Origin of the sequence: Xanthomonas sp. SS (assembly GCF_014236835.1) — a bacterium.
Taxonomy (GTDB): domain Bacteria; phylum Pseudomonadota; class Gammaproteobacteria; order Xanthomonadales; family Xanthomonadaceae; genus Xanthomonas_A.
On sequence record NZ_CP051190.1, the window covers coordinates 2,498,671 to 2,511,803 of the forward strand.

Sequence of the window (13,133 nt, forward strand, 5' to 3'; positions counted from 1 at the left end):
ATGTGGCGGGTCAGAAGGTGTAGGTCACGGCGCCGATGGCGCTGGCGAAGGCGCGGCGCTGCACGATCGGGCTGCCGTCGGCGTTGTCCACATAGCGCGTGCCGGCGACGGTCAGCGAGGTGCTCCAGTGCTTGGACAGCGCATGGTCCCAGTTGGCGGCGACCGAATAGGCGTACAGCCCGGAGCCGGCGCGGTAGGCGGCAAACCCGCTACGTGCGCTCTGTGCATCGGTGACCCCGAAATAGGCCTGGTTGTAGCGGCGGTCGCCCCAGTGCGCGTCCAGGTTCATGGTCAGCGTGTCGCGGTCGTTCTGCAGCAGGGTGAACTTGGCGCCGGCGCGATAGTTGTTGCGGCGCGCAGCGTCCTTCAAGGCGAACTCGGCTTCGGCGTCCAGCATCAGATACGAGGTGAACTGCTGCGCGACCATGCTGCGGCTGGTGATCGACCCGGGCACGTCGCCCATGCCGGCCAGGGTCCTGGAACCCGGGCGCCAGCTGCTGTTGCGGTCCAGCCGGCCGAGGTCGTAGCCGAACGACTGGCTGACGTAGAAGCCGCCATCGCTCTGGAATTGCGCGCCGAGGCCACGCACGCTGTCGAAGAACAGCAGGCCGCTCTGTGCCGCGAGCACCGGGGCGAATTGCACGCGGTCGTCCCTGGAGCCGAAGTAGCGCGGCGCCGCCACTGCGGCGGCGCCGATGCTGAGTTCGGTCTGGTGGCCGAACAGGCGGAAGCCGGAGGCGTCCGCATCGGCGGCGTTGGCCGCCAGCGGCGATACGGCGCAGGCCAGGAGCGGGAGCAAGGCGATGGTTTTCATGAGCGGTCTCTTCGACGTGGGGGATCAGGAGGCGTGCGGCAGTTGCACGCCATAGAAGGCGCGGAACAGCGCGATGCGGTTGAGGATCAGCTCCTGGCGGGCCTGCAGGTGATCCAGTGCGGCCTGCTCGGCGGCGATGCGTTCGCCAAGTAGCGCGGGGCGATCCTGCAGGCCCTGCGCGACGCGCCGGTCCATGCGTTGGATGCGTTGCCGTTCGCGCTCACTGTTGGCCCGCTCGCGCTGTTCGCGTTGCAGCAGGGCGGGGCCGGCGTCGAGCGCATCGGCCACCTCGCGGAACGCGGATTCGATCGCCTTCTCGTAGTCGGCGACGCCGGCCTGCTTGCGCAACTGCGCGATGTCCAGGTTGGCGCGGTTGCGGCCGAAGTCGAAGATCGGCATGGTCAGTTGCGGAACGAAACTCCAGGTGCGGCTGCCGGCGGCGAACAGGCCGCTGAGCACGTCGCTGGCGGTTCCCAGCGAGGTGCTGAGCTTGATCGACGGGAAGAATGCGGCACGCGCGGCGCCGATGTCGGCATTGCGCGCGCGCAACTCGGCTTCGGCCTGCTGGATGTCCGGACGCTGCAGCAAGACCGCTGAATCCAGGTCGCGCAGCGCCATGCTGCTTGCGTCGGCCGGCAGCAACTCCTCGATAGCGCCGGCGCTAGCCGCTGCGTCATAGCCGGCGACCAATTGCAGGGCGCGGCGTGCGGCGGCATGGTCGCTGGCCGCCTGCAAGGCACGGACCCGGGCCTGGTCGGTCTGATGGCGCTGGCGATCGAGCGCATCGGTGGAGATCAGCCCGACATCGTGCTGGTCGTCGGCGAATGCCAACAGCGCGCCGCTGTCGTCGGCGATGGCCTGGAAACGCACCTGTGCCTGGGCGGCGGCGCGTTCCAGCGTATAGGTACGCAACACCTCGGCGACCAGCGCGCCGCGCGCGGCCTGCTGGCCGGCGCTGGACGCCAGATAGCGCTGCTGCGCGGCAGCGGACAAGGAGGCCAGCTTGCCGAACAGATCAAGCTCGAAATCGTCGATGCCGACCGCTGCGGTGACCAGCTTCTGCCCGTAGCGCTCCTGCTGCCGCGGATCGTCGTAGCTCTGCCGGGCCTGCTGCGCATCGATGCCGATCTGCGGCAGCTGCTGTGCGCGCTCGATCCGGTATTGCGCGCGGGCCTGCTGCACTTGCAGGACGGTGTTGCGGAAATCCGGATTGTGCGCCAGCGCCTGCTGCAGCAGCGGCGCGAGGTCGTGGTCCGGCGAGAATGCGCGCAGGAACCGCTGTTCCTGCTCGGACAGCGCTACCGCGGAAGCTGCGCTCGCCTGCGGCAGCGGCGCCGCCGTTGCGCCGCCCAGCGTACTTGGCACGGTGGCCAGTGGGCGCTCGTAGACCGGTGCCAGCGAGCAGCCGCCGAGCAGCACCGCCAGCGCGGCGACGAGGAGGCGAGGGCGGTACGGGCGCTTGCCTGCGGACGATACAATCATGGGGGTCAGTCGGGGTGGCCAATCTCGAGTGATAGAGTCGGCCGGCAAGTTCAAGCTGGCTTCTAGGAATCTTCAAGATTTCGTCAAGACGCGCGACAAGGGCGGCACAGGGCATGAGTTCCAAGAAGATTCTTGTCGTCGAGGACGACGCCGACAGCGCCAGTATTCTCGAGGCCTATCTGCGTCGCGACGGATTCGACGTCGCCATCGCCGGCGACGGCGCGCGCGCGATCCAGCTGCACGCGCAGTGGAAACCGGATCTGGTGCTGCTGGACGTGATGCTGCCCAAGCTGAGCGGGACCGAGGTGCTGTCGACGATCCGCCGCAGCAGCGACACGCCGGTGATCATGGTGACCGCGATGGGCGACGAGCCGGAAAAGCTCGGCGCGCTGCGCTACGGTGCCGACGACTACGTGGTCAAACCCTACAGCCCGAAGGAAGTGGTCGCGCGCGTGTACGCGGTGCTGCGCCGCGCCGGGCCGGCCAGGGCGAGCGAGGAGCCGTTGAAGTACGAGCGGCTCACCGTCGACACCAATGCGGTGCTGGCCACGGTGCAGGACACCGACGGCAACGACGTGCCGCTGGACCTGACCCCGACCGAATTCAACATCCTGGCCACCTTGCTGAAGACGCCGTTCAAGGCCTATACGCGCAGCGAACTGCTGGAAATCTGCCTGCCGGAAAGCGACGCGCTGGAGCGGGTGGTGGACGCCCACGTGCACAACCTGCGCAAGAAGCTGGAAGGCGAGCGCATCACCGGCGTGCTGGTAACGGTGCGCGCGATCGGCTACCGCTTCCGATGAAATGGCAGTGGCCATTCGCGCGGCGTCACGCGCACGCGCCGCTGTGGCAATGGGTCGGCCTGCGCATGAGTGCGTTGGCGGTGGTCACGGTGCTGGTGATCGCATTTGGCATGTGGCTGCGTTTTGCGATCTGGGATATTGCGACCCTGTACAAGCTGCCGCCGGCGGCGCGACAGGAGATGCTGGCGCTGCGCGAGGACCCGCACAGCAATGCACAGCGCCTGTGGCAACTGTTCGAGCGCTATTACGACGTCGCCGATTTCCTGCCGGGATTGGCCAATCGCGACTGGTTGTTGCTGGCGGCCTTGTTGATTGCCTCGATCCCGATCATCGTCGTGTGCGGACTGCTCGCGTCGCGACCCTTGTCGCGCCAGTTCTCCAATGTGGCGGAGGCGGCTAGGCGCATCAGCGACGGCGACTTTTCCGCGCGCGCCAAAGTGATCCCCTCCGCGCCGGACGAACTGGCCAGCTTCGCGATGGACTTCAATGGCATGACCGCGCAGCTGCAGCAATACGAGCGCGAGGTGCGCGATTCCAGCGCGATGCTGGCGCACGAACTGCGCACGCCGTTGAACGCGGCGATGGGCCGGGTGCAGGGCATGCTGGACCAGGTGTTCCCGTGCAGCGACGAGCAGTTGCAGATGGTCCATCGGCAACTGGAACAGATCAATCGCCTGGTCGGTGACCTGCATTTGTTGTCGATGGCGCGCGCCAATCAGCTGATGCTGGAGCCGCACACCTTCCCGATCGACGCGCTGATCCGCGAGCGCCTGGCCTGGCTGGCGCAGCCGCTGCAGGCTGCGCAGATGGAGGTGGAGGTGCGCGTGCCTGGCGGCGTGTCGATCAGCGCCGACCGCGACCGTCTCGGCCAGGTGCTGTCGGTGTTGATCGACAACGCGCTGCGCTATGCCGCTGCTGGCAAGCGCCTGCTGATCGAAGTGAACACCGGGGCCAGCGAGGTGCTGATCTGCGTCAGCGATCGCGGACCCGGCGTGGCGCCCGAACTGTTGTCGCGGATGGTCGATCGCTTCTGGCGCGCCGAGGACTCGCGTGCCCGGCACTCGGGCGGCAGCGGCCTGGGCCTGTCCATCGCCGCGGCGATCTGCCATGCCCATGGCGGCGCGCTGGAGTTCGGCAACCGCGAGGGCGGCGGGTTGTGCGCGCGGGTGCGGTTGCCGCGGGGGGCATGAATCGGACTCGGCAGCCCCGGACACTGCGGTCGAAAGACCGTTCCAGAGCTACACTTGCCCACCCACCCTAACACTGTTAGATTTCGCCAACTAACAGCGTTAGGGTAGGCATGCGCAAGCCCCTCGGGCGCGAACAGATCGTCGACGCGGCCTTCCAGCTCCTGGACGCAGCCGGCATCGAAGGCGTGAGCCTGCGCAAAGTGGCCTGCCAGTTGGGCATCCGCGCGCCGTCGCTGTATTGGCACTTCAAGAGCAAGCAGGCCTTGGTCGACGCCATGGCCGATGCCTTGATCGAACAGGTCGCCCGCGACATTCCTGCCGATCAACCGTGGCGGGCGACCCTGCTGCAGATCGCACATGAGCTCCGATCCGGTTTCAAGGCGCACCGCGACGGCGCGCGCGTCTATGCGGGCACCTACATCGCGAGCGAGAACGTGCTGCGCCTGGGCGAAGCGATGATCAAGGCATTGGCCGAGGCCGGCGCACCGGTCGGCTTCGCCGCCACTGCGGCGATGGATCTGGCCTATTACGTCATGGGCTTCGTCATCGAGGAACAGGCAATGCCCGACTATCGCCAGCTCGAGGACGTGGGCAAGGCGTTCCTGGCGTTGTCCCAGGCGCGTTTTCCCTACTGCTGGCAGGCGAGGCATCTGATGACCGAGCCGGATTTCGATCGGCGCTTCGAGCAGGGCCTGGGATTGATGCTGGACGGCATCGAGCACTGGCTGGCCCAGGCCGACGCGCAACGCGACCAGCAAGGGGCCCTGCCTGCCCAGGCGCGGACCGCCGCTGCGCCATGACCGCCATCGCGTCCCGCTTTCCCTCCCGCCAGCCATCGCCAGCGTCCACTCTTCCAGCGCCCGTGCACTGCGGGCTACAGGCGTCCTCCATGCGTATCCACATCCTGCGTTGTTCTTCCCTGATCCTGATCGGCGCGCTGCTGTCGGCCTGCGGCGGCGCGGACAAGAAACCCGATGAGGCGGGCACCGCGTCCGCGCTTGCGGTCACCGTGGCGGCCGCGCAGACGCAGACGCTGGCACGCACGGTGGTGGTGTCCGGCCCGGTCTCTGCCTACGAGGAAATGCAGCTCGGGGTCGAGCTCTCGGGCCAGCGGGTGACGGCGTTGAAGGTGGACGTGGGCGAATGGGTCAAGCAGGACCAGGTGTTGCTGGAACTGGACCATCGCACCCTGGACAGCGAACTGGCGCAGGCGGACGCCGCGCTGCACCAGGCGCAGACCGCGCAGGAGCTGGCGCGACTCAACTACGAACGCGGCGCGAAGCTGGCGGCCGAGCGGCTGGTCAGCGCCAGCAGCCTGGACGAATTGCGCGCCACGCGCGTGGACGCGGAGGCGCAGACCGCCACCGCCCGCGCCAGGCGCCAGGCGGCGCAGCTGCAGCGCGACTTCGCGCAACTGCGCGCGCCTGCCGACGGCGTGATCTCCAAACGCCTGGTGCAGGCGGGGCAGGTGGTCGCGGCGGGCAACGAACTGCTGCGCTTGATCCGCGATGGCCGGCTGGAATGGCGCGCGGAACTGTCCGAGGAGCAGCTTGCCGGCGTGGCCGTCGGCAACAGCGTCGAACTGCCGTATGCCGGGCAGACCATCGCCGGCCGCATCCGCGCGGTCAGCCCCGGCGTCGATGCGCAGACGCGCACCGGCACGATCTATGCCGATCTGCCTTCGCCTGGCCCGCTCAAGCAGGGCATCTACGTGGAAGGGCGCATCGTCACCGGCGATGGCCGGGCGCTGACCATTCCCAGCGCCGCGATCGTGCAGCGCGACGGGCACAGCTATGTGTTCACCGTGGATGCCAAGCAGCACGCGCAGCGCCGGCGCGTGCGCAGCGGCCAGACCGTGCAGGGGCGGACCGAGATCGTGGAAGGATTGAAGGAGGGCGACCGGGTGGTGGTGGACGGCGCCGGTTTCCTGGGCGAGGGCGACCGCGTGCGCGTGGTCGCCGACGCGAAGGCGGCCGCCCGATGAACATCTCCGCCTGGGCGATCAACCGCCCGCTGCCCGCGATCCTGATCTTCTTCGTGCTGTGCGTGGCCGGCCTGTGGGGCTTCCACCAATTGCCGGTGGCGCGCTTCCCGGACATCGCCTTCCCGATGACCACGGTCACGGTCACCCAGCCGGGCGCCTCGCCCAGCCAGCTGGAGGCCGAGGTCACGCGCAAGATCGAGGATTCCGTGGCCACGGTGACCAACGTCAAGCGGGTGATGTCCACCGTCAGCGAAGGCGTCAGCACCACCACCATCGAATTCCAACTCGAGGCCGACCTGGCCACCGCGCTGGACGACACGCGCGATGCGGTGACGCGCATCCGCACCGACCTGCCGCAGGACATCCAGGAACCGGTGATCTCCAAGGTCGACATCGGCGGCTCGCTGATGACCTATGCGCTGGTGGCGCCGCGGATGACGCCCGACGAAGCCAGCTGGTTCGTCGATCGCGAGATCTCGCGCGCCATGTACGGGGTACCGGGCGTGGCCCGGGTCACCCGCGTGGGCGGCGTGCAGCGCCAGGTGCGCGTTGACCTGGATCCCAACGCCTTGCTCGCCTTCGGCATCACCGCCGGCGACGTGTCCAAGCAGCTGGCGCAGATCCAGGTGGAGCGGGCAGGGGGCAAGGCCGAACTCGGCGGTGAGCAGCAGACCATCCGCACCCTGGGCACCGTGGGCGACGCGCAGGCCCTGCGCGATTTCTCGATCAGCCTGCCCGACGGGCGCGCGGCGCGCTTGTCCACGCTGGCGCGGATCACCGACGCCGCCGCCGATCCCGCCGAAGCCGCCTTGCTGGACGGGCGCGACGTGGTCGCCTTCTCGATGTCGCGCACCCGCGGCTCCAGCGAAATCAAGGTGGAAGCGGGCGTGCACAAGGCGCTGGACGAGATCAAGGCCGCGCATCCGGGAATCGATTTCCGCCTGGTCACCACCGCCATCGACGAGACCCACCGCTCCTACGAATCGTCGATGACCATGCTCTACGAAGGCGCCGCGCTGGCGCTGCTGGTGGTGTGGCTGTTCCTGCGCAACTGGCGCGCGACCTGGGTCTCTGCGCTGGCGCTGCCGCTGTCGATCATTCCCACCTTCGCGGTGATGCACCTGTTCGGTTTCACCCTGAACATGATCACCTTGCTGGCGCTGTCGGTGGTGGTCGGCATCCTGGTCGACGACGCCATCGTGGAAATCGAAAACATCGTGCGCCATCTGCGCATGGGCAAGCCGCCGCTGGAAGCGGCGCGCGACGCCGCCGGCGAGATCGGCAACGCGGTGATCGCCACCTCGCTGACCCTGGCCGCGGTATTCGTGCCGGTGGCGTTCATGCCCGGCATCGCCGGCAAGTTCTTCCGCGAATTCGGCTGGACCGCGGCCACCGCGGTGCTGTTCTCGCTGCTGGTGGCGCGCCTGCTGACGCCGATGATGGCCGCCTACCTGCTCAAGCCGCATGGCGAAGAACAGGCCGATTCGCGGCTGATGCGCTGGTACCTGGGCTGGGTCGACGCGGCACTGCGCCATCGCGCACGCACCTTGTGGATCGCCACCGGGCTGTTCGCCGCCTCGCTGGCGCTGGTGCCGCTGATCCCGGCCACCTTCATCCCGCAATCGGACCTGGGCCGCAGCAATCTGAACCTGGAACTGCCGCCCGGCACCCGGCTGCAGGAAACCGTCGCCGTCACCGAGCGCGCGCGCGCCTTGCTCAAGGACATTCCCGAACTCAAGCAGGTCTACACCGCGGTCGGCAGCGTGCTCGACCTCGGCGATCCGAACGCCACCGGCGTGGGCGAGGCACGCAAGGCCACGCTGGTGCTGGACTGGGGCGTCGCCGACCACCGCGAGCGCGACCAGCGCGTGCTCGAGCGCGATGCGCGCGCGCGCCTGGCCGACATGCCCGGCGTGCGCGTGAGCTACGTGAGCTCGGAACCGGGCAATCTGCTGCAGCTGGTCCTGGCCGGCGACGACCCGCAGCACCTGCAGGACGCCGCCACCGCGCTGGAGCGCGACCTGCGCGGCATCGCCGGACTGGGCAGCGTCACCTCCACCGCGTCGTTGCTGCGGCCGGAGATCCAGATCGTTCCCGACCCCGCGCGGGCCGCGGACATGGGCGTGGCCACGGCCACCATCGCCGAGGCGGCGCGCATCGCCACCGCCGGCGACTACGAGCAGCGCCTGGCCAAGCTCAATCTGCCCGACCGCCAGGTCCCGATCCGGGTCGGCTTCGCCGAATCCACCCTCGCCAATCCGGCGCTGATCGGCCAACTGCGCGTGCCGGGCCGCTACGGACCGGTGCCGCTGGCCGCGGTGGCGGAGATCCGCATGGGCAGCGGCCCGTCGCAGATCTCGCGCTACCAGCGCCAGCGCAACGTCACCCTCACTGCCGAGCTCAACGGCCGGCCGCTGGGCGAGGTGATGGACCAGGTGCAGCAGCTGCCCAGCGTGAAGCAGTTGCCGCCGGGGGTGAGCTTCCTCAACACCGGCGACGCCGAAGTGTTCGTGGAGCTGTTCGTCGGCTTCATGCTGGCGATGGCCGCCGGCCTGGTGTGCATCTACATGGTGCTGTTGCTGCTGTTCAACCATGCGCTGATGCCGATCACCATCCTGGTCGCGGTGCCGCTGTGCGCCGGCGGCGCGTTCGGGGCCTTGCTGCTGACCCAGAACATGCTCTCGCTGCCGGCGCTGATCGGCTTGCTGATGCTGATCGGCATCGCCACCAAGAACTCGATCCTGCTGGTGGACTACGCGGTGATGGCCGAGGACGAGCACGGCATGAGCCAGCACGACGCGCTGATCGACGCCTGCCGCAAGCGCGCCCAGCCCATCGTCATGACCACCCTTGCGATGGGCGCGGGCATGATGCCGATCGCGCTGGGCTTCTCCGGCGATTCCAGCTTCCGCGCGCCGATGGCGATCGCGGTGATCGGCGGCCTGATCACCTCCACGCTGCTGAGCCTGATCGTGATCCCGGCCGCGTTCACCCTGGTCGACGACCTGGGCGAGTGGATGTCGCGGCGCTTCCGCCGCCGGTCGTCGCATTCGGCTGCGGGTTGAGCGCGGTGGCTCAGGCGCGCTACGTGCTCTCGCGTTCGCGTGGCCGCAACGCCAGTGCGCGACGCAGGCTTCAACGGCGGCCCGATCGTGGCGGATTTGGCGGTAAAGTTGTGCCTGGCCGATGCAAGCGGCCAACCTGGATTTCCACGACCGGACAAACGCATTGACTGCAAAGCGCCCAGCCGGGCCGACCGGCACGACCCATTCACAGTGGCAGGCGATCGAGCGAGCCGCGGAAGAGGAACTGCAGCGCCGCACGCGCGAGGCGCATGCGGCGATCCTCGCATTGCTTCAGCGCCATGCCCAGGATTTCAGCCCGCGGCAGATTGCAGGGCTTCAGCGACGCTTGCGCAAAGGGCGTTGAGCGGCAGGGGCGGGCGCGCACATCGATTGGCGCGGAAGCATCGCGCCATGGATGGATCGTCGGGTCAAAGCGGTGCATCTCGCGCTGCACCGCCGCCGTGACCCTTTGGCGCGGCATGGAGCTGGACAGCGCCTCAGCCGGTGTCCCGCTGCACGCGTGCCCGGTAAGAGCGCACGTTGCTGCCGCTGATGTACTGGTCCTGCGTGCCCGTCACCGTCCCGACCTTGCTGTCCGAGCCGGTCACCGGCTTGGCCTCGACGCTCGTCTCCCGCTCGAAGGCGTGCGATTTGTCGGTATTGCGGTAGTACCGGTACAGGGTCCAGTACAACGCGCTCGCGCCGGCCGGACCGGCCAGCAGCAACCAGAGTCCACTGTCGTCGCTCATGAGGTGGTCACCACGATCCAGAGGGCGATGGCTTCGATGACGCTGCCGGCGGTGAGCGCGGCCAGCAGCAGCTTCCACTGCTGCACCGGCACGCTGCCCATGGTTTCGCCGGTGCGGCCGTTCACCGCGATGTAGTGCAGCATGCCGCCGTTGCGGCCGGGCTGGTGGTACGAGTACAGCCACACCGGCAGGTACATCGACACCCAGCGCGTGCCGTGGACCTCGAGCCGTTCGTGCTCCCAGCGCACGCCGCGGTCGTAGCGGTCGACGGAGTCCTCGACCTGGGCGCGGGCGATCGACAGCAACTGGTCTTCCAGCCGCGGCCGCAGGTGTTCGACGTCGCGGTTGCGCTTTTCCGAGGTGAAACCCGCCAGGTACGACGCGTTCCACTGCACCGCGTTCTTGGTGTCGAACGGCAGGATCGTGTTGATGATGTTGTTGGTGTTGGCCTGGGCGTCCAGGTTGCCGCGCTCGGAAGACGATTCCAGCGGCAGGTCGTCCACGGTGAAATCCACGTGCCGTTGCACCTGGTACACGTCGGCGTCGTAGTAGGTGGTCTTGTTCTTCTCGGTGCCGCGCGTGTATTCGCGGGTCTTGATCTCGCCCTTGCCGGCCACGCTGGCGCTCACGTTGCCGTCGACGATCATGTAGGGCAGGTACACGCCGACCACGTTCTCGGGCGTGAACTGCTCCTTGAAGGCCTTCAGCGCGAACAGGCGCCGCTTGTCCACGAACTGGCGGATGCGTGCGACCGCATCCTCTTTCTTGATGTGGAACGGCAGCACCGCGTCGGGCACCGCGCCGTTGGCGATCTGCTCGTTGACGCCGAACACGTGCCGGCACCAGTGACAGCGTGCGGTCATCGTGCTCTCGGTGTTGACCGTGACCTCGGCGCCGCAGCCGCTGCACTTGAAGCTCATCAGGCTGGCGGCGTCGGCGGCGATGTCGCGCGCGCCCGAGGCGATGACCGTACCGTGCAGCTCACCGATGCCGGCACCGAAGCCGAATACCTCTTCGACCCGCGCGCCATGCCATTCGTTGCGGCAGTACTGGCAGACCAGCAGGTCGGTGCCGAGCTTGGGACGGATGTCGGTGGCGCCGCATTTCGGGCAGCGGTTGAGGCCGTCCTTCAGCTCGTTGGCGGCGGTGTCGATGGCGAGCGGATCGGGCGCCTGCAGTTCGTCGCGGATCGGAGCGGGCAGGGTGGCCGGATCGAGCGGAAAACTGCCGGGCAGGGGCGGCACGTCCTGCGGCGAGCCGGGCCCGGTCACGGCCGCCGCAGGCAAGGGCGGCGGCACCGGCGGCAACGGCGGTGGGGTTCTGGAGTCGGACATGATCGTGGCGTCCGGCGGCTTACAGACCCAGCGCCTTGGCTTTGGCCGCGTCGTAGTCGCTTTGGGTGATCAGGCCCATGTCCAGCATCTCCTTGGCCTTCTTCAGCTTGGCGACCGCATCGTCGGCGGCCGGCGCGGCGGGCGCGACCGGCTGTTGCAGACTGCCCACGCCGCCGACCATGCCGGTGGCCATGCCGACCCCGACCAGGCCCGCGGCGCCGCCATGCTCGCCCGCCGACTGGATGCCCTGGGCCACGCTCGCCTGCAGGTTGGAGTTGCCGCGCGCGCCGGCCAGCGCATCGGCGCGCTGCACGGTCTTGAGCAGTTCCCGCGTGTTCGCGTCGTACTCGATCGACACGATCGCGGTCTTGACGATGGCCAGGCCGCGCTCGGAGCGCCACTGGTACGCCTGCTCCACCGCATCGGACAGGCTCTTGGCGAAGCCGAGCGAATCCTGCTGCAGCTTGGTGATGCGGTTGCCCTTGCCCGGGTCGTTCGTGTACAGGCTGAAGGCCGGCGCCAGCGAACCCACCACTTCGTTGAACAACTGGTTGGCAGCGGCGTTGTCGAGGTCGGTGAAATCGAACACCTGGCCCGGCTGCAGATAGCGGGCCGGCACGAAGTTCTTCACGAACAGGATCGGGTCGACGATCTTCAGCGTATAGGCGCCGCGCGTTACCGCACCGACCTGGGTGCCGAGGAAACCGTCGTCCCAGTAGATCTCCGACTGCGTGCCGAAGCGATTGTCCGGCAGCTCCTTCAGCGACACGAAGAACGCGGCCTGCTGCGAACCCGGCTGGCCGCCGAACTTGAAGCGCTCCCAGCTCTGCCGGATGAGCGGCGCGACCAGGCCGTCGCCGGCGAAGATCGACTGCGAATTCGGATCGTCGGAGCGCCATTCGTAACCGCCCGGCTCGGCGACGAAACCGGTGATCGCACCGTCCTGGATCAGCAGCAGCCCGTAGCCCTCGGGCACGACGATCTTGGACCCGTTGCTGATGATGTTCGACGACGCGCCGGTGTTGGAGCCGCGCCCGGCATTGGTGCCATGCGGCACCGCGGCGAACAGCGCCGCCGTCGCCGGCAGGCCGGCCGGCACGGTGTAGAAGTCCTTCCACTGATCGGCGAGAACGCCGCCGACTGCACCTGACACCGCCTGGACAAGACCCATGACAACTCCGTTTGATTCGTGGACGGGCACCATGCCCATCGTGCTGGCCGGACTATATCAGGAGCGGGCGACGGGAGAAGGAGGGGACTGGTCTGGCCCCGGCGTGCCGCTGGCCTTGTGCCGAAGCGGCCATCGCGGTACACCGAACGCCGAAAAACAAAGCCCCGCGGGAGCGGGGCCTTGTTTGGGTGACGGGATTTCAAGGCGCGGACTGGTGCCGCGCCGGTAGCAGCCTTACGGCAGATTGCACTTGAGCTTGCCGTCCACGTAGTAGGGCTTGGGGACATCCGGGTTCTGGCTGGTCTTCTCGAACACCACCTCGAACGACTCGAGATCAGGCGTGCCTTTGCGCGACGTGCAGGCGTCCTGCAGCTTCTGCTTCACCGCGGCGATGCCGGCGTCGCGATTGGCGCCATCGGCGCTGTTGGTCAGGTTGACGACCTCGGCGGAGGCCAGCGGGCTCAGGCCGAGCAAGCAACCGGCGAACACGAGTACGTGCAGCTTCTTCATGGAGTCTCCTTTGCGATGTCGATGTCCGTTG

Annotated in this window: 12 protein-coding genes; 5 read left to right on the forward strand and 7 right to left on the reverse strand. The window is 68.1% G+C overall.

Annotated elements, in window-relative coordinates; genetic code table 11:
• Window positions 1–10 precede the first annotated feature (10 nt).
• Both HEP74_RS10305 and HEP74_RS10310 read right to left on the reverse strand, forming a co-directional pair.
• Complete coding sequence (locus HEP74_RS10305; RefSeq protein WP_185816350.1) at window positions 11–814, reverse strand: MipA/OmpV family protein; 804 nt, start codon at window positions 812–814, stop codon at window positions 11–13.
• Between the two features lie 24 nt (window positions 815–838).
• Entirely contained in the window at window positions 839–2,296 is a 1,458-nt protein-coding gene (locus tag HEP74_RS10310) for an efflux transporter outer membrane subunit (protein WP_185816351.1), read from the reverse strand.
• A 113-nt stretch (window positions 2,297–2,409) separates the two neighbouring features.
• Between HEP74_RS10310 and HEP74_RS10315 the strand changes: the two genes are divergently transcribed.
• From HEP74_RS10315 to HEP74_RS10335, 5 genes are all read left to right on the forward strand, one after another.
• Window positions 2,410–3,099 (forward strand): response regulator, encoded by a 690-nt coding sequence (locus HEP74_RS10315; RefSeq protein ID WP_185816352.1) that lies wholly within the window; start codon window positions 2,410–2,412, stop codon window positions 3,097–3,099.
• Window positions 3,096–4,289, forward strand: coding sequence for a sensor histidine kinase (locus HEP74_RS10320; RefSeq protein WP_185816353.1), 1,194 nt, complete (start codon window positions 3,096–3,098; stop codon window positions 4,287–4,289). Before HEP74_RS10315 ends, HEP74_RS10320 begins: the two co-directional genes overlap by 4 nt.
• A 110-nt stretch (window positions 4,290–4,399) precedes the next feature.
• Window positions 4,400–5,089 (forward strand): TetR/AcrR family transcriptional regulator C-terminal domain-containing protein, encoded by a 690-nt coding sequence (locus tag HEP74_RS10325; protein WP_185816354.1) that lies wholly within the window; start codon window positions 4,400–4,402, stop codon window positions 5,087–5,089.
• 89 nt (window positions 5,090–5,178) lie between these two features.
• The gene (locus tag HEP74_RS10330; RefSeq protein ID WP_185816355.1) at window positions 5,179–6,273 is read left to right on the forward strand and encodes an efflux RND transporter periplasmic adaptor subunit; all 1,095 of its coding nucleotides are present in this window, start codon (window positions 5,179–5,181) and stop codon (window positions 6,271–6,273) included.
• Complete coding sequence (locus tag HEP74_RS10335) at window positions 6,270–9,338, forward strand: efflux RND transporter permease subunit (RefSeq protein WP_185816356.1); 3,069 nt, start codon at window positions 6,270–6,272, stop codon at window positions 9,336–9,338. The genes HEP74_RS10330 and HEP74_RS10335 overlap by 4 nt, the downstream gene beginning before the upstream one ends.
• A 205-nt stretch (window positions 9,339–9,543) precedes the next feature.
• Here HEP74_RS10335 and HEP74_RS10340 read toward each other — a convergent pair whose 3' ends face one another.
• From HEP74_RS10340 to HEP74_RS10360, 5 genes are all read right to left on the reverse strand, one after another.
• Complete coding sequence (locus HEP74_RS10340; protein ID WP_185816357.1) at window positions 9,544–9,780, reverse strand: hypothetical protein; 237 nt, start codon at window positions 9,778–9,780, stop codon at window positions 9,544–9,546.
• Between the two features lie 55 nt (window positions 9,781–9,835).
• Window positions 9,836–10,087 carry a hypothetical protein gene (locus HEP74_RS10345; protein ID WP_185816358.1) on the reverse strand — a complete coding sequence of 84 codons (252 nt, stop codon included), beginning with the start codon at window positions 10,085–10,087 and terminating at the stop codon, window positions 9,836–9,838.
• The gene (locus HEP74_RS10350) at window positions 10,084–11,421 is read right to left on the reverse strand and encodes a TFIIB-type zinc ribbon-containing protein (protein ID WP_185816359.1); all 1,338 of its coding nucleotides are present in this window, start codon (window positions 11,419–11,421) and stop codon (window positions 10,084–10,086) included. The genes HEP74_RS10345 and HEP74_RS10350 overlap by 4 nt, the downstream gene beginning before the upstream one ends.
• Window positions 11,422–11,440: 19 nt before the next feature.
• Entirely contained in the window at window positions 11,441–12,592 is a 1,152-nt protein-coding gene (locus HEP74_RS10355; RefSeq protein WP_185816360.1) for an SPFH domain-containing protein, read from the reverse strand.
• Between the two features lie 234 nt (window positions 12,593–12,826).
• The gene (locus HEP74_RS10360; protein ID WP_185816361.1) at window positions 12,827–13,102 is read right to left on the reverse strand and encodes a hypothetical protein; all 276 of its coding nucleotides are present in this window, start codon (window positions 13,100–13,102) and stop codon (window positions 12,827–12,829) included.
• Window positions 13,103–13,133: the final 31 nt, after the last annotated feature.

Excerpts from the sequence above, each read along its gene's own strand:
- HEP74_RS10340 (WP_185816357.1), bottom strand. The coding sequence starts at position 9,780 with ATGCACCGCTTTGACCCGACGATCCATCCATGGCGCGATGCTTCCGCG.
- HEP74_RS10350 (WP_185816359.1), bottom strand. The coding sequence starts at position 11,421 with ATGTCCGACTCCAGAACCCCACCGCCGTTGCCGCCGGTGCCGCCGCCC.
- HEP74_RS10345 (WP_185816358.1), bottom strand. The coding sequence starts at position 10,087 with ATGAGCGACGACAGTGGACTCTGGTTGCTGCTGGCCGGTCCGGCCGGC.
- HEP74_RS10310 (WP_185816351.1), bottom strand. The coding sequence starts at position 2,296 with ATGATTGTATCGTCCGCAGGCAAGCGCCCGTACCGCCCTCGCCTCCTC.
- HEP74_RS10305 (WP_185816350.1), bottom strand. The coding sequence starts at position 814 with ATGAAAACCATCGCCTTGCTCCCGCTCCTGGCCTGCGCCGTATCGCCG.
- HEP74_RS10335 (WP_185816356.1), top strand. The coding sequence starts at position 6,270 with ATGAACATCTCCGCCTGGGCGATCAACCGCCCGCTGCCCGCGATCCTG.
- HEP74_RS10320 (WP_185816353.1), top strand. The coding sequence starts at position 3,096 with ATGAAATGGCAGTGGCCATTCGCGCGGCGTCACGCGCACGCGCCGCTG.
- HEP74_RS10355 (WP_185816360.1), bottom strand. The coding sequence starts at position 12,592 with ATGGGTCTTGTCCAGGCGGTGTCAGGTGCAGTCGGCGGCGTTCTCGCC.
- HEP74_RS10315 (WP_185816352.1), top strand. The coding sequence starts at position 2,410 with ATGAGTTCCAAGAAGATTCTTGTCGTCGAGGACGACGCCGACAGCGCC.
- HEP74_RS10330 (WP_185816355.1), top strand. The coding sequence starts at position 5,179 with ATGCGTATCCACATCCTGCGTTGTTCTTCCCTGATCCTGATCGGCGCG.
- HEP74_RS10325 (WP_185816354.1), top strand. The coding sequence starts at position 4,400 with ATGCGCAAGCCCCTCGGGCGCGAACAGATCGTCGACGCGGCCTTCCAG.
- HEP74_RS10360 (WP_185816361.1), bottom strand. The coding sequence starts at position 13,102 with ATGAAGAAGCTGCACGTACTCGTGTTCGCCGGTTGCTTGCTCGGCCTG.